Raw genomic sequence first — 20980 nt, 5'->3', positions numbered from 1 at the left:
ATCGTCCCCCTTGGGGTGGGTTGACGGGGTCGCGAAGTGCGGTGTGTCAGAGGTGGGTGGCGCCGGGCAGGCAGCCGAGGATCGGCACGGCGGTGAACGCCTCCGCGTACCGGGTGCCGATGCGGGCGCCCCAGAGCCGGCCGAGGGTCTCGGCCATCGGGCCGAAGTGCTGCTCGATCGGCTGGCTCGCGTGCTCGTGCAGCGCGGCCAGCTTGGTGTCGAACGTCGCGGTCGCATCCACGATCACGTCGGCGCGCACCGGGCCGTCGAGGGTCAGCGAGTTGTAGGTGTCGCAGGTGTAAAAGCGGCTCGGGTACCCGGTGGAGATCCGGGGCTCGGGGACGGCCGCGAGCACGGCGGAGGCGACCGCCCGGTGCTCGGGGTGGACGTCGTCGACCGGGTGGGTGATGACGATCTCCGGCCGCATGTCCAGCAGTAGTTGCTGCACGGTGGCGTGGTCGAGGCGGGGGACCTGGTGCAGGTCGGCGCCGAGGACGGCGGCGCCCTTTCGGGCCTCGGCGTCGCGGACGTCGTCGTGGTGCGGGACGGTGATGGTGACGCCGGCGTGCCTGGCGTGGTGGGCGAGGGTGGCGCCGGCCCACAGTTCGGCGTCGTCGGGGTGGGCGAAGACGGCCAGCACCGATCCGGGAAGGGAGGCGGTCACCAGAGTCCCAGCTTTTCGACGACGTCGGCGGGCTTGGGGAGCTGAGGGCTCGCCTGGCCGCTGAGGACGATGGGAACGTCCAGATCGCGGCACACCGTGATCATTGCTTCCCAGCGGAGGACGTTCGCCCAGGCGGTGGTGATCGCGGCGCCCTTGGTGCCGGTCAGGCGTCCGGAGCCGGGAAGGTCGCGCAGCGGAAGACCGTCGCGCAGGAGGGCGGCGGCGAGCTTCGGGCCGATTCCCCGGACGCCGGGGATGTTGTCGGACTTGTCACCGGTCAGGGCACGGAACGCCGGCCACTGAACCGGCGTGACGCCGTAGCGGGCGAGCACCTCTTCGGCGGTGATGATGCGCTGGGACGACTTCCGGGAGCGGTTGAGGATCCGCACGTGGTTGGTCAGGAGCTGGTAGAAGTCCATGTCCCGCGACATGACCAGGACCGGCCGGGACGCGGCGGCCCGGGTGGCGAGGGTGGCGATGACGTCGTCGGCTTCGGCGTCGTCGACCTCGACCCACCGGATCCCGTACGCGTCCAGGCCGTCCTTCACCGGGGCGAGGAACTGCAGCGGCTTGAGTGCCTCCGGCGTCGCCTCCCGGTTGGCCTTGTAGTCCTGGTCGGTGGCGACGCGGTCGGCGGCGCCGTGTTCGCCGTCGAAGACGACCAGGACCTCGGGCGGTGCAACGTCGAGGTCGTCGCGGATCGTGGCGCGCAGCAGGGCGAAGAAGGCGAACAGGCCGGTCAGTTCACGGGATTTGTCGCGGGAGAAGATCGGTGCGGGAAAGCCGAAGGTGCCCGCCCATAGAAGGTTGAAGCCGTCGACGAGCAGCAACGGCGCAGGGGTGACAGGGGTTTTGGGCATCACGACACCGCCTCTAGGAAGAGTTCAGCGATTCGGCGCGGCTGGAATGCTGCCGCTCTCCGATACACGGTCTGTGTAGTCGCGGCGTACAGTATGTCATCTTCCAAGAGGGTCTGTGCCGTCTTGTGGAGGGCGGCGGGGCCGTCGACGCGGTCGACGAGCAGGTGGTCGCCGTGGCCGGCCGGCTCGATCAGGGCGGGCAGGTTCCCGATCCGGTAGGCGACCACTGGGGTGCCGACGCTCATTGCTTCCAGGGCCACCAGGCCGAAGGTCTCCTTCAGGCTGGGGACGATCACCACCGCTGCCCCGGCGAGCCAGGGCAGCACCTCGTCCCAGGCCAGCCCGCCGCGCAGCCGGATGCCCCGAGTACGGGCCGCCGCTCGGCGGCAGCGTTCGAGGAGCTCGGATTGGGAGCCCGTGCTGTCCTCGAACCCGGCTTCGGCGAGGGCCACCTCGACCGGCCGGTTCCAGCCGGAGGCGGCCTCCAGGAGGTCGAGTACGCCTTTTTCCGGTCCGAGCCGTGCGAGGACGCGCACTGGGCCTCGGCGTCGCAGCTGCTCGCGGCGGGACGGCGTGGGTGGGGCTGCCGAGGCGTCGGTCATGAGTGCGTTAGGGACGACGCGCAGGTTCCGCGGGCCCCAGCCGGCCAGTTCGTTGCGGACGACGGCGGAGGGCACGAGAACACGGGTCGCGCGGGCGAGCGCGGGCCCGGCGTCGAGGACGTGCGGCTTGACGTGGGCGGCGAGCGCACGGCGGACGTGACCGGGGATGTCGCTGCGCAGGCGGCCGAGCCCCCACAGCGCGTCGCAGAACAGGACGGTGTCGATGCGGTACTCGGTGATCAGGTCCCGGATCTGCCGGGTCAGCCTGCTGTCCTGGTAGGTGATGGCGCGCCGCAGAACGTCGTCGTCGCAGGGGAAGCGCACGTCGTCGAGGCGCAGGTGCGCGATGGCGACGCCGGGAAGGCCGGGGCTCTCGGGCTGGGGCGCGGCGGTGGCGATGACGGGCCGGTGGCCGCCTTGGGCGAGGCCGAGGGCCAGGGCGGCCGTCGCGCGTTCGATGCCGGCCGGGGAGTCTGGGGTCCAGGAGGCGAGGACCAGCAGGACGCCCTTGGAGGAGGTGGCGGTGGTCACCTGGAGTTCACCCGCCGCAGGGCCGGGACGGGCTGGGTCTGGCCCTGCGGAGGGTTCTCCCAGGGGAAGACGACCCAGTCGTTGACGGTCCAGGCCCACCGGTCGGGGTTCTGCGGGCAGCCGCGGTTGCGGAACAGCGCCGCCGTCATGATCGCGGCGGCGGCGTCGAGCCGGCTGGCCAACGCGTTGGTGACGGCGGCGAACGTCGCTCCGGTGCCGGCGATGTCGTCGACGAGGAGCACCGTCCCGCTGAAGCGGGCGGGCAACGTGTCCGAGAGGAGGACCCGGACGTCGCCGGTGGCCTGCTGGAACAAGGCGTCGCTCATGTTGTGCCGGGCGGTGACGGCGTGAAAGGGCACCTTCAGGTAGTCGGCCATGAGGCGGGCCGGCTCGATACCGCCGGAGGCGATGCCGATCACGCAGCCGACCGCAGGGTCGGTGCCGACGACGGACTCGGCGAGCAACCGGGCAGCGTCGAAGCACTGGTAGCGCGTCGGCGTGAACGGAATCCGCTGGGCGAAGACCCGGCTTGCGGCGTAAGGGGTGCTGGTCATGAACTGCTCCCGGAGGTGGGCAGGCGAAGGTCGGCCGGGCCGGTGACGGGGATGAACGTGGAGATGCCGGTGGCGCCCCGGGTGTTGCGCCAGGCGAAGCCGTCGGCGCGCAGGACCGTGAAGCCGCCCGCACTCTGCCGTGTGCGCAGCCGGGCCCGGACACCGGCTGGGACGGTGAGCGGGCCGACGGTCTCCTGGGCCTGGTCGTCCGTGAGCATCTGCTCGGCGGCGAGGGCGGCGCCGTCGCCGATGGGGAGCATCTGCAGGAAGGTCACCCCGCCGGCGCCGAGCTGAGCGGCGAGGTCCAGCAGCTCTTGGGCCTCGTGCATGTTGGACTGCATGAGGACCATCTGGAGCTGGACGAACAGGCCTTCGGCCACGGCGGCGCGGATGCCCGTGATGGCGCGCCGGTAGCTGTCTGGGCCGCGCCAGGTGTCGTGGGTAGCCGCGGTGGCGCCGTCGAGGGAGACCCGGATCGCGTCGAGGGCGCCGGCGAGTGCCCGGGCTCGGCGGGCGAGGTGCCAGCCGTTGGTGGTGCAGCTGACCACGCTGGTTCCCCGGCTGCGGATCGCCCGTGCGAGGTCGGGCAGTTCGCGCAGCAGCAGCGGTTCGCCGCCGGAGATGTCGACGCCCAGAACGCCCGAGGCGGCGATGTGGCGCACGAGGGTGCGTCGTTCGGCCGGGGTGGACTCGCGCACGGTCTTATCGTCGAGGCACTGGGGGCACGCCAGGTTGCAGCGCACGATCGGGGACCAGCACATGCTCAGCGGGTAGTCGAGTGTGAGGGCGGCCGGGTCGGCCATGGGCCAGGCGGTGACCTGCTGGTCGTCCAGGGCGACGCAGCCGGCCGGGAGCGGCTGGGGCGGAAGGTGGTTGGTGCCGACCGCCGGGTCATGCACGACGGTGGTGGCGCCGAACGTGGCGGCGGCGAAGGTACGGATCATCGGGTGATCACCTCAGCGTCGGTCAGGTGCTTGTCGGCAGTGGCGGCGAAGGCGCGGACCTGTCCGGCGGGTGCGGGCAGAGTCAGCAGGTGGCGGTAGCGGGCGAGCGTCGCGGGCCAGGTGGCGAGCTTGGCCTGCCACTGGGCGGCGGCGTCCGGCGGGTCGAGATGGAAGCCGACGGCCTGGCGCAGCGGGATGACGAGGCAGCCGGCGGCGATGAGGGCCGCGCCGAGGTGGGTGTCCTCCATGCCCCAGCCCAGCACACCGAACCCCTCGTCGAAACCGCCGACGTACACGAGCTGCTCGCGCGGCACGGCCAGCAGCGCGGTGACGGCCATCCTCGGCAGGTCCCAGTCGAAGTAGAACCGCCCGTAGCCGAGGGCCTGGAAGTCGTCGGTGGCGTCCAGCGGTCGCCCGTCCAGCTCCTCGGTGAGCGTGATGCCGGAGTACGGCAGGACCTTGCCCACGGGAGGCGTCCAGACGACGCGGTGGTCGGCCGCCAGGAGCGGAGGCCCATCGGGCAGCCGCACCCCGTTGCACGGCGCCGCCTGGCAGGGGACGTTGTGCCGGAACCCCGTCAGCACGGTGTCGTCCGCGGCCCGTGCGGCCACGTCGGCGATCACGTGCGAGGGCAGCACCATGTCCGCGTCGACGAACAGCACGGTCCGCGCCTGGGCGAGGCGGGCCCCGGTGTTGCGCGCCGCGGCCGAGCCGCGTCGCTCGGCCAGGCGCACCGCGGTGGTGACCGCCGGGTGCCGGCGGGCGATGTCGAACGTCTCGTCCGTGGACGCGTCGTCGACCAGGATCACCTCCACCTCGGCCGCGTGCTGCTGGGCACCGAGGGCGTCCAGGACCGTGGGGAGGGCGTAGGCGGTGTTGCGGGCGGGGATCACGACCGACAGGTACCGGCCGGCGCTGGCGCCCGCGGGGGTGGGCTGGTGCCAGCCCACCCCGGTTCGCGCGGTGAAGTCCGTCGTGAAGTACCGGTGGCTGTTGGCCTGGGTCCTGAGCGTGTCCGCGAGGCTGGCGTGCATCACGGCCACCTCCATTCGTCGAGCACGGCGGCGGCCTGCGGCCAGCCGCGAGGGTCGGAGATCCAGTGCAGTGCCGGGCGCTGCGGCAGGGCCAAGAGGTCGGCGAGCAGGATCAGGTAGTCGGGTTCGAGGACCAGCAGCACCCGCCGCGGGACGCCGTTGGCCGTGAAGTCGCGCCGGATCTGCTCGGCCACCACCGGGCGCAGCTGCCGGGCCAGACCGGCGTCGAGCCGCTGGTCATAGCGGGCGAGAAGGTCGTCCGCCCGGACCAGGCCGTAGGCGGCGGACAGGAAGCGGATCCGGCCGCGGGCCTCCCGGTGCCCGGCGAATCGGGCGCACAGTTGCGGGGCGATGCCGCCGGTGTACCGCTCCAAGGCGGGCAGCGGCCGGGAATCCGGCGCCTTGCGGTGCGAACAGCCCGCGATCACGAGGTCGCCGATCACGCAGCCCTCACCACCCGGAAGCCGATACCGGGTGAGGCGAGCTCGGCGGGCGCGGCGTTCAGGAACGTGCACCGGGCGTACAGCGGCAGCGAGTTGAAGGAGCCGCCGCGGATCACGAAGCCGTCGCCGATCGTGGCCGACGACGTCCACTCCCAGCAGTTGCCCGCCATGTCCCACAGCCCGTCCGGGGTCCGACCGCGCGGGTGGGATGTGACGGGGGTGAGCCGTCCGCAGGTGCCGCGCAGGTTCGCCCGCGTCTCGTTTGGCTCATCGTCGCCCCACGGGAACAGACGGCGCTCAGCCGCGGAGGCCGCCCACTCCCACTCCTTCGACAGCGGCAGCCGGCCACCCAGGTCGGCCGCGATCCGGGCCGCCTGCGCATGGGCCACCCCGACCAGCGGCCGGTGGTCCGACCCGAGCCCGAGCTGGAAGGGTGTCAGCGGTGTCGCCGTCCACTCCAGGTCGGCCACCTTCACCGGCTTCCGCCGGTCACCGAACAGGCACGTCCCGCCCGTCACCGGCACCCAGGCGAGCGCTTGCCCGGCCAGGTTCGTCGTCATCGCTCCCGCCTTCATCCGGCGATCAGAAACAGGTCTTCGGCGTTCGCCCCGGCCCAGACCTTTGACTTGGCGAGGTTGGGCCGCAGTCCGCAGCAGACCAGCGCCTTGGTGACGGCTTCGAGGGCCTCGCCGGCCTGCTCGGCACCGTCGCAGAAGACGCAGTAGTTGTCCGCGAACCGCACGACGCGGTGCCCGGCCAGCCGGGCGTCGGCCCGGGACAGACGCAGGTTGATCAGCAGCGGCGCCAACGCCGTCCCCGGCACGATCGGGCACGGAAGCGGCTCCAGCACCCGCTCGAACAGGCGCAGGAACGAGCCGTCCGTGACGTGCTCGGCCAGCCAGTCGGTGACCTCGGCGGCGCTCGACCCCTCCGACACCCTGCGCACGTCCACGTCCGCGACCCACCGGCAGCCCTCACGGAGGTGCCGGTCGGCGTCGCGTAGCGCGGAGATCCGGTTGCGCCCGGCCCGATAGCCCGAGACCCAGTCGGCGAACGCCCGCTGCTCCAGCACCGGCTCGATCGCGTTGCGCATCGCCCGCTGCACGACCCGGTCCGCCACCGTCGGGATCACGGACAGGAACGTCTTGCCGGTGTACGAGGTGATCTCCACCTCGCGCACCGGCCCCGGCGTCCACGAGCCTGTCCGCAGTTCCTCGGCCAGAACCTTCAGCCGGCCGCCGAGGCCCTGCCGGAACTGGGCCCAGCTCATCCCGTCGGCCCCAGGGGCGCCGGCCCGGCGCATGCAGGAGCGTGCCGCGGTCTTCAGGTGCGGGACGTCAACGAGGAACGGCATCAGCGAATGGGCGCGTGGTGCACGGGAGTTGTCTATAGTGGGTCGTGCCTGAGCGGCCTGCAGGATCCCGCTCCCCTCCGCACCGAAAGCCTGGCCGCTACCCAACACGCGCGGCCTAGGGGAGCCGGAACGACCGCGCCGCTCAGGCGTCTTGCTGCCCTCAGCGACCACGCTCGCCCTCCCAGATCAGCGTGTGCAGCCGCGGCGTGAGGTTCCAGCCCCGGGCCAGGGCCTCGTCCGCCAGCGCCCGCATCCCGCCGAGAACCGCCCCGCTGCTCGTGCCCTCCGGCATGATCCACACCTCGGGGAGCGAGAACTCATCCACCAGGGAGGCGACTTCATCAAGCTGACCGGCTTCGCGCACGACGAACTTGAACCGGGCCCGGTCGCAGGCGGCGAACGCCCGCAGCGCCTGCGGGTTGATCCGCCGGTCGCCGGGCGCGGCGAAGGCCGCCAGCTTCGGCGAGACGTTGAACCCGGCCACCGTCTCGACCAGTTCGGGTCGCGGGACGACGGCCCCGTTGGTCTCCACCTCCACTCGCCGCCCGGGCAACAGTCGCACCAGGTCGATGACCGCGTCCTGCTGGAGCAGTGGCTCGCCCCCGGTGACCACCACCAGCCGCGACGACCAGGACATCACCCAGGCTGCGAGGTCCTCGACACCGATGCGGGTGGAAACCTCGCGCGGGTCGAACCGGGACCAGTCCCACGTCTCCGGGGTGTCGCACCCCGGACAGCGCAGGTTGCACCGCGACAGCCGTACGAACAGAGCCTGCTGCCCGCAGCTCGGGCCCTCACCCTGGAGCGTCGGCCCGAAGCACTCCGCCACCAGCAGCCCCCTGCCGCCGGCGAGCTTGCCTTCGGACAGGCTCACCGCTCCTCCAACACGAACTCGGCCCAACTGGTCCGTGTCTCCGACACCCGAACCGACACCAGCCGACCCGGCAGCCCCGGTTCCAGCTGCTCCACGAACCAGCCGGCCAGCCACGCGGCGAGGTTCTCCGACGTCGGCGCGATCGGCAGGACGTCGTTCAGCACCCGGTGATCGAGCGTGCCGTCGATCATCTTCTTCACCAGGCCGAGGTCGCCGAAGTCCGTGACGAAGCCCGGCTCCGTCAACCGGTCGGCTGCGAGCACGAACGCGGCCTCGTAGGAATGGCCGTGCATCCGGGCGCACTGGTGCCCTTCTGGCAGGCCGGGCAGGAAGTGCGCGGCCTCGAACCGGAACGTCTTCGCGATCCGGTACCGGCCGGGCAGGACGAGCCCGCTCATCGGGCCACTCCCGACGACGCGGCGCCGTACACGGTCGGATCATCGACGCCGGCCAGCTCGAACGCCTCAATCCGCTCGGTGCACGTCCCACACGTCCCGCAGTGCAGCGCGCCGCCGCGGTAGCAGGACCACGTCTCCGCGAACGGCACACCGACCTGCTCGCCTACCCTCACGATGTCGGCCTTCGACTGATTGATGAACGGAGCAAGCAACCGGAAGTCCTCAGTGACGAACCCCTCGTTCCCGACCCGAGCCAACACGGCGAACAGGTCGAAGAACTCGCTGCGGCAGTCGGGATAGACGGCGTGATCGCCCGCATGGGCACCGAACGCCACGGCATCCGCACCCGAGGCGACCGCCACACCCACCGCTACCGACAACATGATCGTGTTCCGGTTCGGCACCACCGTGCTGCGCATGCTCTTGGCGGTGTAGTGGCCGTCCGGCACCGCGACGGCGGAGTCGGTCAGCGCCGAGCCCGACAACAGGCGGCCGAGCCCGCCCAGGTCCACCACCTCGTGGCGAGCGCCGAGACGGTCGGCGATCAGCACCGCGAAGTCGAGCTCCTTCCGGTGTCGCTGCCCGTAGTCGAAGGAGAGCATCGTGAGCCTGCTGCCGTTTCCGGCGAGCCAGTAGGCGACGGTGGTGCTGTCCAGCCCACCAGAGGCGATCACCACCGCGTGACGCGGGGACACGTGTTCAGTCATCTCCATACATCTTTCTCGTAGTCCTCCAGCACGGAGGGCGGAGTGAGTCCGGGCGGCTTGCCCAGGGGGTCAGCCGGACTTCTCGAACGGCCGGCGGATCTGACAAGGCGCGAGGATGTGTACGGGCGTGGTCGCTCGGCTACGTGGTCGTTCCGGTGAACGAGGTGTCGGGGGCGCTCGGAGCGAGGACCACGGTGGGTTCCTCGGACCTGTTCAGCTGGTGGTCGACGAGCAGGCCCAGCAGCGTCAGGCCCAGGAGATTCCCGGCGAGCCACCCAGCTTCGAGAGCGGCCTCCAGACGCTTGGAGGCGCGCGCTCCGAGACGCTGCGAACCACTTCCCGACTGCCGGTAGCCGACCCCCGCACGCGCTTTGCGCCGCGCGGCGGCGGTGCCATTGAGAGAGAGCGAATTCATGGTCAGTCTCCGCAGATGAGCAGCTGAATTCCGCTCGCCCGATAGAGCCAGGCGACTGGACGGACGCTCAGAATGCCTTGCAGGAAAGGGACATGATCAGATCTGAGCTGGACGTCTCGGGACGTCCTCGGTATCGTCGTGAGGCCTCAGTACGTCCCAAGACGTCCCACTCGGGAGCGCAATGGCGAACGAACGTCTCCGATCGGCTCTCGTTATCCGAGGCGTTACGGAGGGGGAGCTGGCGAAGCACTGCGGCGTGGATGCCAAGACGGTGGAGCGCTGGATCCTCAAGAGCCGCGAACCGTATCGGCGTCATCGACAGGCGGCAGCGGCCAGACTGCAGATCGACGAGGACTATCTCTGGCCGGACGCGAAGTCCGACACGCAACGCCTGGACGAGGCCGACGCCGAGATCGTCCACCTCTACCCGCACCGCTCCTCCGTGCCACCAGAGCTGTGGCTCCAGTTCGCCCAACGGGCAACTACCGAGATCGGCGTCCTTGTGCATGCCGGCGTCCATCTCGCGGAGAACCCACGGTGGCACCGAACGCTCGTTGAACGGGCGCGAGCGGGGGTTCGCGTTCGTCTGCTGCTGGGCGACCCGGACAGTGCTGAGATCGCCCGCCGAGGCGAGGAAGAGGAGATCGGCGAGGGCGTCGCGTACAAGGTACGCGAGGTCATCAAGCTCTACCGTCCGCTCTACGGTACGCCCGGCATCGAGTTCCGATCCCACTGCTCCACGCTGCACAACTCCCTGTACAGGTTCGACGACGAGATGCTCGTCAACACCCAGATCTACGGCGTGAGCGCCCCGTTGACCCCGGTGCTTCACCTGAGGCGTGTCGCCGGCGCCCAGCTGGTCTTGACCTACCAGCACAGCTTCGAAAAGGTCTGGGCGAGTGCTGTTCCCCTACCGAGGCAGGCATCGTGAGCCGTACCGACTACTTCGACGACCCCGGTGCCCCGAAGGCCCAGCGCATCGTCCCCGCCGTTACCGCCTTCGTGGTGAACGAGCGCGGCGAACTGCTTCTTGAACGGCGCTCCGACAATGGCCGGTGGGGGATGCCGGGCGGGGTCCTAGAGATCGGTGAGAACCTCCCGGGTGCCGTCGTCCGCGAGGTACTTGAGGAGACGGGCATCGAGGTCGAGGTCACCGGCCTCGTCGGCACCTACAGCGACCCCGGGCACGTGATCGAGTTCTCGGACGGGGAAGTCCGCCAGGAGTTCTCCCTGTGCTTCCGGGCAAGGCCGGTTGGCGGCGAACTGCGCGCCAGCTCCGAGTCCTTCGAGGTCCGGTGGGTGCCGCTTGAGGAGCTGGACACGCTGGACATCGCCCCGACAACCAGGCTCCGCCTCACCCACGGTTTCCGGGAGGAAGCGGCCCCCTACCTCGGCTGATCAGATGCGGCCGGCTTCGGCCAGCCGCTTTGTCACGCGGTCGACCATGGCCAGGAGCGCCGGCCGGGCCGCTGACACCGCGCGGTGGACGACGTGGTCCGCGTCATACCGCCGAAGCACTTCGTCGAGCCTGGACACGGGTTCGACGACGGTGCCGTCGGGGCCGCTGGTGAGATCGGAGTAGGTGATCGCGTCCAGGAGCTCCGACGGCGGTCGACGGAAGACCGCCAGCTCGGCCGAAAAGCCCAGTTCGGCCGCTTCCCATTCCGACGAGGAGTGGTAGGCGACGAGCGAGTAGACCGTCGGATCGATCCGAGGCGGCTCAGATAGCGTGCGCCGTCGATCATGTGCTGGCCGGTGTCGACGACGGAGGCGGCATAGCCGACGTCGTGGAGGATCGCGGCGCCGGCGACCAGCTCGGCGTCTGTGCCGAGCACCGGAGCGAGAAGCCGGGCCTGCTCAAGGACCCGGCAGGAGTGCGCCCAACGCGACGGAATGCTGGAGAGCAGCGACTCGGCGGTCCGGTACGCGAGGCTCGGATGCATCGCGCCAGGCTAGGCCACGTTGAGATTCGGTGGCAGCGCCCTCTTCGAAGTCACGGCCTCCCGGGTCGTAGGGTTCGTGCCGGGGCGATCGCCAAGAGCATCCTGCTGACGGTAGCGCCGTGTACGAACACAGCGCTCACCGGGCACGCCAGTTCCCGCACAGCGCGACCGGAAGGCGTCCCAATGGGAGTCGGCGTTCGCGGCTGCTGAGGAGTCCATCGGATGGTGACCGTCCGTGACGCGAGCCTGGCCAGGGAGAGGCCGGCTCGAAGGCGCAGCCGACGCCGCTCACCAGGCCCTCGACCTCGGCGCCTACCTCGACTCGGACCGGGCGCGCCGACAGCCCCGTCGCCCGATAGGTCAACGACCGGATCCACGTGTTCCTGACCGCATAGCCTGAGCCTGAGCCCCAGCCCCCACCCCGAGGAACGGCATGCACGTCCGCACCAATGCTCCCCTGGCCCCGCTCACCACACTCGGCATCGGCGGCAACGCCGCCCACCTCGCCGAGTTGACCGACCTCGACGACTTCGGCGATGTCGTCGAGCTCGCCAGACGCGAGCAGGTCCCGCTGATCCTCGGGAGCGGCAGCAACGTGCTCGTCGCCGACGCGGGGTGTGCGGTGCCCGTCGTCCGGATGGCCACTCACGGAGCCGTCTTCGAACGTGCGCCGGACGGAAGCGTCGTCGTCACGGTCCAGGCCGGACACCCGCTACAGGAGCTCGTCGAGGAGACCATCGGCAACGGACTCACCGGGATGGAGACACTGATCGGCATCCCGGGGACCGTTGGCGCCACCCCGGTCCAGAACGTCGGCGCCTACGGGCAGGAAGTCGCGGACATCCTCGTTGACGTCACCGCCTGGGACTGGACGGCAGGACGCGAGGTGACGCTCTCGGCCGCGGACTGCCGGCTCGGCCACCGCACCAGCATCTTCAAGCGCTCCAACCGCTGGACCCTGCTCACCGTCACCTTCCGACTTCGTCCCGCCCAGCTGAGCACTCCCATCACCTACGGGATGGTCGCCAAGCTCCTGGGCATCGCCAAGGGCGAGTCCGTCCCGCTCGACGAGGCCGCCGCCGCGGTTCTAGCGGTCCGACGCAGCAAGGGCATGGTGCTCGACGCCAGCGACCCCGACAACCGCAACGTCGGCAGCGTCTTTCTCAGCCCCGTGGTCAACGGCGGACAGGCCGAGGAACTTCGAGCCGAAGAGGCGCCCGTGAACGACTTCCCCGACGGCCTGACCAGGGTCAGTGCCAGCTGGCTGATCAAGGCGGCCGGGTTCACCCTCGGCCAGACGATCGCCCCGGGCGTCCGCATGTCGACCAAGCACTTCACGCTCGTCGCCGGCGGTCAGGCCACAGCCGCCGCGTTCGCCGAGGCAGCCCGGACCGTCGCCGATGCCGTGCAGAAGGCCACGGGGATCCGGTTGACCCCCGAGCCCGACCTCTTCGGCGACGAGCCGGCTTACCTCCGCCTCAAGCAGGATGCGCTCGCCTCTGCAGCCCCCTGACGGACAAGGCGCCGAACGTCAGGTGGCGGTCTCGTTGGCAGGGCCATGGGGCTCGGAGGCGAAGGCGTACTCGGAGAACGCCGCACTTGCAGCCGTCGAAGAGCCTTGCCAGCGGTGATCCTCCCGCAGTGCGGAGCATGATCACTTTGGCAACCGCGTGGAGGGGTGCCTTCGGGGGTGCCTTGCTGCCTGGCGGGGAGCCGGTGGGGTGCCTAGGCTCTTATGGCGTGGCGGGATCAGATCTTCCCGACTGTGATTCCGATAGTTCCGAGGCAGTGCCCATGGTCCATCCGCTGATGTTGTTGCGTACGGGGATGGGCCTCTCGCACCCCGAGTACGCCCGCCTTGTGGCCGAACGGCATGCCGGGCTCGGGTTCGGGCGGATGGCGGCCCGGCGGGAGAAGGTGTCGCGGTGGGAGTCGGGGCGCATCGTGCCGGAGTACACCGCGCAGCTGGCGATGGCGGAGATCCATGACGTGCCGGCCGTCGAGGTCGACCGGTTGGGCTGGCCGCACTGGCTGTATCTGGCCGTCGGTGATGCGCTTCTGCACGACGGGCAGCACACTCCCGAGAGCGCGGTCGCGGCTCTGCGGGGCTCCAGCCACCTCGCGGAGGCTCCGTGCCCGCCGTCGCTGGTCCTGCGGGGACACGCGCTCGCGGACCAGCTGACGGCCGTGAGCGCACGGGTCGCCGACCCGGTGGGCGGGCATTCCCGGGACGGACCGCCGCCGGCGGTGGAGCAACTGGACTGGCTTGAGCTCCGCGTCGCGTCCCTTGAGCAGCAGTTCAACCGTTCGCATGTCACGCCGGATGCCCTGTACGTAGCCGCTCTGGCCGAACACCGGCTGGCGGTGCGGCTGCTGACCACTGCGGGCTACGACCGGCGAACGGGCCGGCGGCTGCTCGTGCTCGCGGCGAGCAGCGGGCTGCAGCTGGGCTGGATCTGCAACACGCTGGGTGAGTACGCCCGGGGTGAGCGCCAGACCCTGGCCGCGATGCGGGCGGCTGCCGTGGCGGGGGACGCGGGGCTGGTGTCCGCGGCGATGATGCTGTTGGCTCTCCGCTACCTGGACGCCGACGATCCCGCTGATGCCCGCCTGCTCGTCCGTGCCGCCCGTGTCGTTTTCCCGCATTACTCGCCGGACTTCGCGATCGTGCTGCACGAGGAGGACGCCCTGGCCCTTGCCCGCCAAGGCGAAGCCGGCGGTGCCGCCCGCTCGTTGGACAGGGCGGCGCAGACCCTCGCCGCCCACAGCGGTACCACGGACGACGCCGCGCACCACCTCGTGCTCACGCTTGCCAGGGCTCGGGTCGCTCTCAACCTCGGTGACGTCCGAGAGGCTGACCGGTACATCGACACCGTGACGCCGTACTTGACCACGCCGCGTGACGGCGCGAGGTCTCCGCACGCCAGCGGCTGGCTGCTCCAGGTCCTGGAGACCCGGATCGCTGCTGGTGAGCTGGACCGTGCGGCGTAGGTCGTCCGTCACGCCGTCGCGGCCGCCGGGATCCTGCCACCGGCGCTCTCCACCCGCTATCGCGAGCACCTCGTGCCATACCGGCACGAGCCGCTCGTGCAACGTGCCCTCGACGAATTGAGCGAGGCACGCCCTCCTGAGCCTTGCTGTCGGCCGTCTCGCGATTAGGGTCAGGCGGGCGTTGCCAGCGGGCTCGTGGTCAGATCGCTGATGCTCTCGGCCGCCTTGAGGGTGTGGTAGATCAACGGGCGCAGGTCGCTGGGCATTTCGGCGGAGCGCTTGAGCAGGAGGACGGCGCCCATGACGGAGTCGTGCCACAGGACCGGAGCCGCGACGGAGTCCCATCCGGCCATGCACTCCTGGCGGCCGACGCCGAACCCGAGGCGGCGGACCTCGTCGAGTGACGCGGCGAGGTCGTCGTTGTCGCGGATGACGCCGGGGCCGGCGGTGGGCGGGACTTCCTCGGCGAGGACGAGTTCGCGAATGGGCTGGGGCAGGTAGGCGAGGATGACGCGTCCTGAGGCCCCGGTGCGCAGGGAGCGGGAGACGGAGACGACGTCTTCGGCGGTCATGCCGACTTCGGCCGGGTCCATGTCGCCGATGACGTAGTCGGTGCAGAGCCGTTTCGCGCCGCCGAAGGGGGAGAGGACGTAGAGCAGGGCGAGGCCGCCGGTGGCGTGGTGGAGGCGTTCGAGGATTCCGTGGGTCGAGGCGGCGCCGGGGGAGTGGGCCATGGCCTGGACGCCGGCGCGGGCGGTGCCCGTGCCGAGACGGTAGCGGCCGCGGCCGACCTGTTCGAAGATGCCGTCGGTGACGCCGGTCTGCAGGATGCGGTGGGTGGTGGCGTCGTCGAGGCCGGCGGCGGTGGCGATGGCGCGCAGCGCGTGCACTTTGCCGGGGAGCTTGGTGAAGGCCTGCTGGACGGCGAAGGCGCGGGCCGCGAGCGAAGTGGGTGGCTTGCGCGGTGCGTCGCTCCGGAGTTGCCCTGGGACGGTGTCGACCGCGGACGCGCTGGTGATCTTCATGTGGGTTCCGAGTGGATGGTTCGCGCCGGCCGGCGGCGCGATGAGGGTGTACCGCGAATGCACGTGAGGGACGAGCGATCGTGGAAGTCGGATGCGACGTTCGTCAGCGGTCGAGGTCGAGGACGATCTTGCCGGTGGTGAGGCGGGCGGCGAGGTCGTGGTGGGCCTGACGGGCTTGGCCGAGCTTGTAGACCGGCCCGTTGAGGGGCTTGAGCCAGCCCTCGGCGACCGCGGTGAACAGCGCGGACATCGAGTCGTTGAGGTGTGTGCGCGACGGGTAGAGGTTCGGGAGCCAGAAGCCGCTGACGGCCTTCGACCCGGCGAGCAGGCTGGTGATCGGCACGAGGCCGTCGACACCGGTGACAGCACCGAAGACGGCCATCCTGCCGCGGGGGGTGAGGGCGGCGAGGGTGGCGTGGAAGACATCGCCACCCGTCATCTCCAGCGCAGCCGAGACGGGGCCGCCTGCCGCGTCGAGGATCCGCTCAGTGAGGCTTTCGGCCATGGAGGAATCGACGACGGCGTCTGCCCCCAACTCGCGGGCGGTGATGCGCTTTTCCTCGCTGGAGGCCATGGCGACGACGCTCGCCCCGGCGTGCTTGGCGAGCTGGACGGCGAGGGAGCCGACGCCGCCGGCGGCGGCCGGGATCAGGACGGTGTCGTCGGCCGTAACCCGCAGGTCGGTGAAGAGCAGGTGCCACGCGGTGTTGCCCTGGAGCATCAGCGAGATCGCGTCGTGGTCGGCGATGCCCTCCGGCACCTCGAAGGCGAGCTTGCGGTGGACGACGGTGGTCTCGGCATAGCCGCCTCCCCGGCTGAGCGCGACGAAGCGCCGGCCGTCCTCGCTGCTCCCGAGCACCTCGTTGCCCGGGATGAACGGGCAGGGCATCGGTGCCGGGTAGGTGCCTTCCCGAAGGTGGATGTCCGCGTAGTTGACGCCGGCCAGGCGGGTGCGGAGCTTCAGGTGGCCGGGACGAACCGAGGGCTCGGGGAGCTCGCAGGGTTCCAGCACTTCGGGGCCGCCGAACTGTCTTACGGCAATAGCTCGCATGTTGTTCAGTCCTGAATCTTGAATGTTGGCTTCAATGTTCGTAGTGGCATGTGGCGCCACTCGGGGAAATATACCTGCCGAGCGGGTGATCAATTCCGAGCTTTGCATATAGGGGAAGGCGTCCCGAAGTTCCAGGGCTGTCGCCCGAGTGGCATTGATCACGTTGCCGATTCAAGTGCCGACTTGACCTCCCGTCAAACAATCAAGGGGGTGCCTGTGGGGGTGCTTCTGTCCTTGGGGGTGGCCGGAGCGGTGGTATGGAGATCGTTTCTCAGTCTCTGAGAAACGGGCAGAGCTACGCGCGTAGATATCGGGCATTTTTTGACCCGCTCCTTTTAGGAAACCTAATGTCGTCCCGAGGGTTTCGCGTGGAGGTTCTTCAAGGGGGATTCTGCGGGAGACCGTCCGGCCGCACGCGGACTCACTCCGGGCGACCGGTGGGGCGGAACAGTGGCGCCGGGCTCGTCGGTCGGCTTGCGTCATCGCTGCTCGGCCGAGGGGGAGTCAATGAGCTGGATCTGTGCAGCCGGTCGCCCTATGGTCGTGCTCCCGCCGCCGCAGAAGGCGGGGCCAACGACCGATGGCCAGCGCTCCGTTCCGTCCCACGTGGGTCGGAAAAAGCGAACGGCGCCCGGGAGTTACCAGCTCCTGGACGCCGGGCCCGACGCCGTGGAAGGCGTCGATTTCACTACCACGCGCGCAGCGGGACTTCTTCGCACGAGACCGCCGCGCGCGCTCCTACGAAGCACGGAGTATCGCATGCACACCCTGCCCGGTGAAACCCCGGCATGCCCGGACACCGGCCGCCGACGCCGACTCGCCCTCCAGCTCGCCCACATGATCCCCGGGGCCGTAGCCGTGGCCGTCAGCTTCAAGGACCCGGCGACGCAGTGGCCCCGCGCGTATGCCCGCGCGACCGATGCCGCCGGCCGCCCGCTCCGGTTGAGCCTTGTCGTCAGAAGGGTCGCCGCGCAGTGGATCGTCCGGGCTCACCCGAACGCCGACTGGTCGCGTCCGCACACCCTCGACCTCACGACCGGCCAACTCGCCGTCGCCGCATGTCCTGCAGTTCGGGGCCGCTGACATGGCGCGTATTCGAGCGATCAAGCCCGAGACCTGGGTGAGCGAGACGCTCGCCGAGGTGTCCATACCCGCGATGGTCACCTTCCTAGGCATGACCAACCACGCCGACGACCACGGCCGCCACCGCGACAACGCCGCGATCGTCTACGGCCTCATCTGGCCGATGCGCGACGAGATCGGCCGGGCGGACGTCGAGCAGCACCTCCAGCAGCTCGCCTCTGCCGGCGCCATCTGCCGGTACACCGGCTGCGACGGCCGGAAGTACTTCCACTACCCGACCTGGAACAACCACCAGAAGATCGACAAGCCGAGCCTGTCCCGGCTGCCCGTGTGCCCGCACTGCGAGCCGCAGCGGTGCGGCGTCTGCAAGGGCCCCTGCATCCAGCGGGCCGCCCTCGCCGACACCTCGGGAACCGTGGCCGAGACCTCTTCGAGCGCTCGGCGAGAGTTCGCCGAAACCTCGGCGAGGACTCCGGCCGGGCTCGACCCACGATCCGAGCCCCTCCCGACCGCACCCGCACCGGCCGCTTCGGCTGGTGCGGGCGGGGCGGACCCGACGGTCGCCGCCGATCGTGCGCCGGTGCCGGAACCTCGAAAAGCCGCAGGTCAAACGGCATTCGCCGAGGACTCCCCGAAGCCTCGTCGAATCCTCCCGGAGCCCTCGGCGCCTGGATCTAGGATCTTGGATCCTGGATCTTCTTTCCCTACGGGGCACCAGGCGCCCGACGCGGACACCGTCTCGGCCAGCCAGCTGATCGGCGAGTACGTCGCCGCATGCAGCCGGCGCCCGCCGGGCAGCGTGCTGGGCCACCTCGGCAAGGTCGTCAAGACCCTGCTGGACGAAGGCATTGCGGCCGAGCACGTCCGGTCCGGGCTGCGGCGGTTTGCCGAGATCCAGGGCCATCCGTCCCGGCTGCCGAGCCTGGTCAACGACGCCATGAACGCCCAGGGCGCCGGTTTGGCGCGGCCGGGCTCGCGGCCTAACGTGCCCGCTCACCAGGCGTGGACCAACCCGGTCGACGCTGCCGCCGCCTACGCCGAGGAGCTGTGATGCGTACCCGCCGCGACCCGCAGACCCTCGCCGACGGCCCGTCGGTGCTCGACCGGATGGCCAAGATCCTCGCCACCCGGGGCATCGACTGGGCCACGGTCGACGAACTCGCGGACGAGCCGGAGCCGTTCTCGCCGGAGGACGCGCTGTCCGCCGGGATGCCGCCGCGCTACCGCGATGCGGTCGCCGAGCACCCGCAGGTCCTGGCCTGGGTGCGGCAGGTTGCCGCCCAGGCCGTCGCTCCCAGCCTCGGTGCCCGCCGTCAGGTCGCCACCGGCCCGAGTCTGCTGATGGCCGGGGTCGTCGGCGCGGGCAAGACCCACGAGGCGTACGGCGCTGTCCGGGGGCTGGTGCAGGCCGGCATCGGCGTGCGCTGGCGGGCGACCACTGCCGCTGACCTCTACGCAGAGCTGCGGCCGAGCTCGGACACCGACGCCGAGCGGGTCCTCGCCGCCTACAGCCGGGTGCCGCTGCTGATCCTCGACGACCTCGGAGCCGCCAAGAGCTCCGAGTTCGTCGAAGAGCAGACCTACCGGCTGATCAACCGCCGCTACAACCACATGCTCCCGACCCTGATCACCAGCAACCTGCCGATCAAGGACCTCCGCACCTGCCTCGGTGACCGCGTCACCTCCCGGCTCGCCCAGATGACCACCCGGGTCGCCTTCGAGCCGGTCGACCGCAGACGCCTCCAGCGCGCCGCCTGACCGCCGCCGCACCCGGCCGCCCCGGCGAGCCGCCCACAACTCACCGACCCAGCGCACCTCTCCGCCGACGCCGCCCTGCGCGCGGAGAGCGATCGGAGCACACCCCGCATGACCACACCTGCCCGCCACCGCGGCCTCGGCGACCACACCTGGCAGGACCAGGCCGCCTGCAACCCGACCGAGCACAACCCCGTCGACCCGGAGGCCTTCTTCCCGGGACCAGAGGACGCGGGCAAGATCACCACCGCCAAGGCGCTGTGCGCCCAGTGCCCCGTCGCCCGCGCCTGCCTGGACGCCGCCCTGGAGACGGGCGACACCCACGGGATCCGGGGCGGCCTCACCGAGGAGGAGCGCGAGCCCCTGCACAGGAAGATCGCCGACCGCCTCGACTACAGCCGGGTCAACGCCACCCTGTCCGGGCGCGACGTCCACCTCACCAAGGCCGAGCGCCGGGCGATCGTCCTCGCCGGGTACCGCCAGGGCGTCCCGGTCGACCGACTCGCCTGGCTCCTCAAGATCACCGACGAGCACGCCCTCAGGCTCTACCGTGAGACCCGCCGGGCGATCCGCCACCGGGAGATCGCCGAGGAAGCCGCCCGCGCCGCCTCGGCCGGCACCAGCACCGCCGACCAGCTCGGCCGCCACGGCTTCGGGACGGCCGCGTGACCACCAGCACGCCGACCACCGCCCCCGTCACGGGCTGGGACCGGGCCGTCGTCATCGCCCTCGGCGCCGCCGGCTGCGCGCTCTCCTACGACGCCCTCCAACAGATGGCCATCGCCATCCACGTCCGAGGCTTCCTCACCTACCTGTTCCCGCTTGTGATCGACGGGTTCATCTCCTACGGCGTGCGCGCCCTGCTGGTGCTGCGTGATGCCCCGCTGCGGGCCCGGATCTACGTCTGGACGCTCTTCGGCGCGGCCACCGGGGCGAGCCTGTGGGCCAACGCCCTGCACGCAGTCCGGATGAACGAGCAGAGCGCCGCAACCGGACTGCGGCTAGGCGACACGGTTGTCGCTGTGCTGTCCACCATCGCCCCGCTCGCCCTGGCCGGTGCCGTCCACCTCTACATCCTCATCGCCCGCGGACAGGTCAACCCGACTGACCCCGACAACCGTGGTGATCGAGCGACCGAAGCCGACCTCGGTCAGGTGGCCGTCGAGGCTGACCTGACCGAGCGACCGGCCGCGCTGACCGGCCGTCAGGACAGCGCCGGTCACTGGGGCGCGGGTCAGCCGGTCGGTCGTCCGGTCACCGTGTCGGAGAACCCGCCGCAGCCGACCCCGGTCAGCGCGGTCAGCCTGACCACGCCCGCTGACCTGGGCGGTCACCCCGGTGGCGCCGAGCCGGTCACCAGCCGACCGACCGTCGTTGGTCAGGTCACCGCCCCACAGGTCACTGACCAGGAGGTCTCCGACCGCCGCACTGACCTGGACACCGAGGAACTGCTGGCCATTGCCCGCGAGGCGGTCGAGGCGGAGGACAAGCTGACCCGCCGGGTGGTCGCCCAGGCGATCCGCGGTCAGCAGATCCCGCTGTCCAGCGCGACCCTGACGCAGCTGATGGCCCAGCTGCGCGACCAGCACGGTCAGCCGGTCACCGCCAGTCGGTCCTGACCGACACCCTGCCGCCGGGGGGGGGGGGCCCGGGGGCCCCCCCCCCGCCGCGCCCCCCCCCCCCCCCCAACAGATCCGCCCCCCAGAGCCCCCACCCCCCCCCCCCGGGCGAGGCGGGCGGCCCGTCGCGGTA

Annotated in this window: 25 protein-coding genes and 1 pseudogene; 9 read left to right on the top strand and 17 right to left on the bottom strand. The window is 70.8% G+C overall.

Translation table 11 applies throughout. The annotated features are described in order from the left end of the window. Positions 1-46: 46 nt before the first annotated feature. The 13 genes from ACFV4G_RS12030 to ACFV4G_RS11970 all read right to left on the bottom strand — a co-directional run bounded on the left by ACFV4G_RS12030 (position 47) and on the right by ACFV4G_RS11970 (position 9380). On the bottom strand, positions 47-664 hold the full coding sequence (locus tag ACFV4G_RS12030; protein ID WP_380439168.1) for a PIG-L deacetylase family protein: 618 nt from the start codon (positions 662-664) through the stop codon (positions 47-49). Then, complete coding sequence (locus ACFV4G_RS12025) at positions 661-1524, bottom strand: 5'-3' exonuclease H3TH domain-containing protein (protein ID WP_380439166.1); 864 nt, start codon at positions 1522-1524, stop codon at positions 661-663. The genes ACFV4G_RS12030 and ACFV4G_RS12025 overlap by 4 nt, the downstream gene beginning before the upstream one ends. Next, positions 1524-2657, bottom strand: coding sequence for a glycosyltransferase family 4 protein (locus ACFV4G_RS12020; RefSeq protein WP_380439164.1), 1134 nt, complete (start codon positions 2655-2657; stop codon positions 1524-1526). Before ACFV4G_RS12020 ends, ACFV4G_RS12025 begins: the two co-directional genes overlap by 1 nt. Then, the gene (locus ACFV4G_RS12015) at positions 2654-3211 is read right to left on the bottom strand and encodes a phosphoribosyltransferase (RefSeq protein WP_380439162.1); all 558 of its coding nucleotides are present in this window, start codon (positions 3209-3211) and stop codon (positions 2654-2656) included. The genes ACFV4G_RS12020 and ACFV4G_RS12015 overlap by 4 nt, the downstream gene beginning before the upstream one ends. Beyond that, positions 3208-4155, bottom strand: coding sequence for a radical SAM protein (locus ACFV4G_RS12010; RefSeq protein ID WP_380439160.1), 948 nt, complete (start codon positions 4153-4155; stop codon positions 3208-3210). The genes ACFV4G_RS12015 and ACFV4G_RS12010 overlap by 4 nt, the downstream gene beginning before the upstream one ends. Further along, complete coding sequence (locus tag ACFV4G_RS12005; RefSeq protein ID WP_380439270.1) at positions 4152-5189, bottom strand: glycosyltransferase family 2 protein; 1038 nt, start codon at positions 5187-5189, stop codon at positions 4152-4154. Before ACFV4G_RS12005 ends, ACFV4G_RS12010 begins: the two co-directional genes overlap by 4 nt. Beyond that, positions 5189-5632 carry a hypothetical protein gene (locus ACFV4G_RS12000; RefSeq protein WP_380439158.1) on the bottom strand — a complete coding sequence of 148 codons (444 nt, stop codon included), beginning with the start codon at positions 5630-5632 and terminating at the stop codon, positions 5189-5191. The genes ACFV4G_RS12005 and ACFV4G_RS12000 overlap by 1 nt, the downstream gene beginning before the upstream one ends. Further along, positions 5629-6192 (bottom strand): formylglycine-generating enzyme family protein, encoded by a 564-nt coding sequence (locus ACFV4G_RS11995; protein WP_380439156.1) that lies wholly within the window; start codon positions 6190-6192, stop codon positions 5629-5631. The genes ACFV4G_RS12000 and ACFV4G_RS11995 overlap by 4 nt, the downstream gene beginning before the upstream one ends. An 11-nt stretch (positions 6193-6203) precedes the next feature. Beyond that, positions 6204-6986 carry a reverse transcriptase domain-containing protein gene (locus ACFV4G_RS11990; RefSeq protein ID WP_380439154.1) on the bottom strand — a complete coding sequence of 261 codons (783 nt, stop codon included), beginning with the start codon at positions 6984-6986 and terminating at the stop codon, positions 6204-6206. Positions 6987-7146: 160 nt separating this feature from the next. After that, positions 7147-7860 carry a 7-carboxy-7-deazaguanine synthase QueE gene (locus ACFV4G_RS11985; RefSeq protein WP_380439152.1) on the bottom strand — a complete coding sequence of 238 codons (714 nt, stop codon included), beginning with the start codon at positions 7858-7860 and terminating at the stop codon, positions 7147-7149. After that, the gene (locus ACFV4G_RS11980; RefSeq protein ID WP_380439150.1) at positions 7857-8258 is read right to left on the bottom strand and encodes a 6-pyruvoyl tetrahydropterin synthase family protein; all 402 of its coding nucleotides are present in this window, start codon (positions 8256-8258) and stop codon (positions 7857-7859) included. The genes ACFV4G_RS11985 and ACFV4G_RS11980 overlap by 4 nt, the downstream gene beginning before the upstream one ends. Further along, complete coding sequence (gene queC / locus ACFV4G_RS11975) at positions 8255-8971, bottom strand: 7-cyano-7-deazaguanine synthase QueC (protein ID WP_380439148.1); 717 nt, start codon at positions 8969-8971, stop codon at positions 8255-8257. Before queC ends, ACFV4G_RS11980 begins: the two co-directional genes overlap by 4 nt. A 133-nt stretch (positions 8972-9104) precedes the next feature. Next, positions 9105-9380, bottom strand: a complete 276-nt coding sequence (locus ACFV4G_RS11970; RefSeq protein ID WP_380439146.1) for a hypothetical protein — start codon at positions 9378-9380, stop codon at positions 9105-9107. Between the two features lie 256 nt (positions 9381-9636). Between ACFV4G_RS11970 and ACFV4G_RS11965 the strand changes: the two genes are divergently transcribed. Beyond that, positions 9637-10311, top strand: coding sequence for an XRE family transcriptional regulator (locus tag ACFV4G_RS11965; RefSeq protein WP_380439144.1), 675 nt, complete (start codon positions 9637-9639; stop codon positions 10309-10311). Next, positions 10308-10778 carry an NUDIX domain-containing protein gene (locus ACFV4G_RS11960; protein ID WP_380439142.1) on the top strand — a complete coding sequence of 157 codons (471 nt, stop codon included), beginning with the start codon at positions 10308-10310 and terminating at the stop codon, positions 10776-10778. Before ACFV4G_RS11965 ends, ACFV4G_RS11960 begins: the two co-directional genes overlap by 4 nt. Here the strand turns inward: ACFV4G_RS11960 and ACFV4G_RS11955 are convergent, their stop codons facing one another. Next, positions 10779-10916, bottom strand: a complete 138-nt coding sequence (locus ACFV4G_RS11955) for a hypothetical protein (protein ID WP_380439276.1) — start codon at positions 10914-10916, stop codon at positions 10779-10781. A 182-nt stretch (positions 10917-11098) separates the two neighbouring features. After that, positions 11099-11323: pseudogene (locus ACFV4G_RS11950) on the bottom strand (HD domain-containing protein); the annotation flags it as partial. A 433-nt stretch (positions 11324-11756) separates the two neighbouring features. Between ACFV4G_RS11950 and ACFV4G_RS11945 the strand changes: the two are divergent. Further along, complete coding sequence (locus ACFV4G_RS11945; RefSeq protein ID WP_380439140.1) at positions 11757-12836, top strand: UDP-N-acetylmuramate dehydrogenase; 1080 nt, start codon at positions 11757-11759, stop codon at positions 12834-12836. A gap of 281 nt (positions 12837-13117) precedes the next feature. Further along, positions 13118-14314 (top strand): hypothetical protein, encoded by a 1197-nt coding sequence (locus ACFV4G_RS11940; protein WP_380439138.1) that lies wholly within the window; start codon positions 13118-13120, stop codon positions 14312-14314. A 170-nt stretch (positions 14315-14484) separates the two neighbouring features. Here the strand turns inward: ACFV4G_RS11940 and ACFV4G_RS11935 are convergent, their stop codons facing one another. Both ACFV4G_RS11935 and ACFV4G_RS11930 read right to left on the bottom strand, forming a co-directional pair. Next, entirely contained in the window at positions 14485-15339 is an 855-nt protein-coding gene (locus tag ACFV4G_RS11935; protein WP_380439136.1) for an IclR family transcriptional regulator C-terminal domain-containing protein, read from the bottom strand. 103 nt (positions 15340-15442) lie between these two features. Beyond that, the gene (locus tag ACFV4G_RS11930) at positions 15443-16390 is read right to left on the bottom strand and encodes a zinc-binding alcohol dehydrogenase family protein (RefSeq protein WP_380439134.1); all 948 of its coding nucleotides are present in this window, start codon (positions 16388-16390) and stop codon (positions 15443-15445) included. A 759-nt stretch (positions 16391-17149) separates the two neighbouring features. Here ACFV4G_RS11930 and ACFV4G_RS11925 point away from each other — a divergent pair. The 5 genes from ACFV4G_RS11925 (at position 17150) to ACFV4G_RS11905 (ending at position 20847) form a co-directional block, all read left to right on the top strand. Then, positions 17150-17473 carry a transcriptional regulator gene (locus ACFV4G_RS11925; protein WP_380439132.1) on the top strand — a complete coding sequence of 108 codons (324 nt, stop codon included), beginning with the start codon at positions 17150-17152 and terminating at the stop codon, positions 17471-17473. A gap of 1 nt (position 17474) precedes the next feature. After that, positions 17475-18524 (top strand): hypothetical protein, encoded by a 1050-nt coding sequence (locus ACFV4G_RS11920; protein WP_380439130.1) that lies wholly within the window; start codon positions 17475-17477, stop codon positions 18522-18524. After that, on the top strand, positions 18524-19231 hold the full coding sequence (locus ACFV4G_RS11915) for an ATP-binding protein (RefSeq protein WP_380439128.1): 708 nt from the start codon (positions 18524-18526) through the stop codon (positions 19229-19231). The genes ACFV4G_RS11920 and ACFV4G_RS11915 overlap by 1 nt, the downstream gene beginning before the upstream one ends. Before the next feature lie 108 nt (positions 19232-19339). After that, a complete protein-coding gene (locus ACFV4G_RS11910) occupies positions 19340-19897 on the top strand; it encodes a WhiB family transcriptional regulator (protein ID WP_380439126.1) in 558 nt (185 codons plus the stop codon). Next, a complete protein-coding gene (locus tag ACFV4G_RS11905) occupies positions 19894-20847 on the top strand; it encodes a DUF2637 domain-containing protein (RefSeq protein WP_380439124.1) in 954 nt (317 codons plus the stop codon). The genes ACFV4G_RS11910 and ACFV4G_RS11905 overlap by 4 nt, the downstream gene beginning before the upstream one ends. Positions 20848-20980: the final 133 nt, after the last annotated feature.

Source organism: Kitasatospora sp. NPDC059747, from assembly GCF_042732955.1.
GTDB lineage: Bacteria > Actinomycetota > Actinomycetes > Streptomycetales > Streptomycetaceae > Kitasatospora.
This window is presented reverse-complemented; position numbering and strand designations above follow the sequence as displayed.

Bases quoted from the DNA above. Each gene is read 5' to 3' on its own strand.
- ACFV4G_RS11935 (WP_380439136.1), bottom strand. From the start codon at position 15,339: ATGAAGATCACCAGCGCGTCCGCGGTCGACACCGTCCCAGGGCAACTC.
- ACFV4G_RS11980 (WP_380439150.1), bottom strand. From the start codon at position 8,258: ATGAGCGGGCTCGTCCTGCCCGGCCGGTACCGGATCGCGAAGACGTTC.
- ACFV4G_RS11910 (WP_380439126.1), top strand. From the start codon at position 19,340: ATGACCACACCTGCCCGCCACCGCGGCCTCGGCGACCACACCTGGCAG.
- ACFV4G_RS11920 (WP_380439130.1), top strand. From the start codon at position 17,475: ATGGCGCGTATTCGAGCGATCAAGCCCGAGACCTGGGTGAGCGAGACG.
- ACFV4G_RS12005 (WP_380439270.1), bottom strand. From the start codon at position 5,189: ATGCACGCCAGCCTCGCGGACACGCTCAGGACCCAGGCCAACAGCCAC.
- ACFV4G_RS11925 (WP_380439132.1), top strand. From the start codon at position 17,150: ATGCACACCCTGCCCGGTGAAACCCCGGCATGCCCGGACACCGGCCGC.
- ACFV4G_RS11940 (WP_380439138.1), top strand. From the start codon at position 13,118: ATGGTCCATCCGCTGATGTTGTTGCGTACGGGGATGGGCCTCTCGCAC.
- ACFV4G_RS11970 (WP_380439146.1), bottom strand. From the start codon at position 9,380: ATGAATTCGCTCTCTCTCAATGGCACCGCCGCCGCGCGGCGCAAAGCG.
- ACFV4G_RS12025 (WP_380439166.1), bottom strand. From the start codon at position 1,524: ATGCCCAAAACCCCTGTCACCCCTGCGCCGTTGCTGCTCGTCGACGGC.
- ACFV4G_RS11930 (WP_380439134.1), bottom strand. From the start codon at position 16,390: ATGCGAGCTATTGCCGTAAGACAGTTCGGCGGCCCCGAAGTGCTGGAA.
- ACFV4G_RS11995 (WP_380439156.1), bottom strand. From the start codon at position 6,192: ATGACGACGAACCTGGCCGGGCAAGCGCTCGCCTGGGTGCCGGTGACG.
- ACFV4G_RS11945 (WP_380439140.1), top strand. From the start codon at position 11,757: ATGCACGTCCGCACCAATGCTCCCCTGGCCCCGCTCACCACACTCGGC.
- ACFV4G_RS12015 (WP_380439162.1), bottom strand. From the start codon at position 3,211: ATGACCAGCACCCCTTACGCCGCAAGCCGGGTCTTCGCCCAGCGGATT.
- ACFV4G_RS11990 (WP_380439154.1), bottom strand. From the start codon at position 6,986: ATGCCGTTCCTCGTTGACGTCCCGCACCTGAAGACCGCGGCACGCTCC.
- ACFV4G_RS11915 (WP_380439128.1), top strand. From the start codon at position 18,524: ATGCGTACCCGCCGCGACCCGCAGACCCTCGCCGACGGCCCGTCGGTG.
- queC (WP_380439148.1), bottom strand. From the start codon at position 8,971: ATGGAGATGACTGAACACGTGTCCCCGCGTCACGCGGTGGTGATCGCC.
- ACFV4G_RS12010 (WP_380439160.1), bottom strand. From the start codon at position 4,155: ATGATCCGTACCTTCGCCGCCGCCACGTTCGGCGCCACCACCGTCGTG.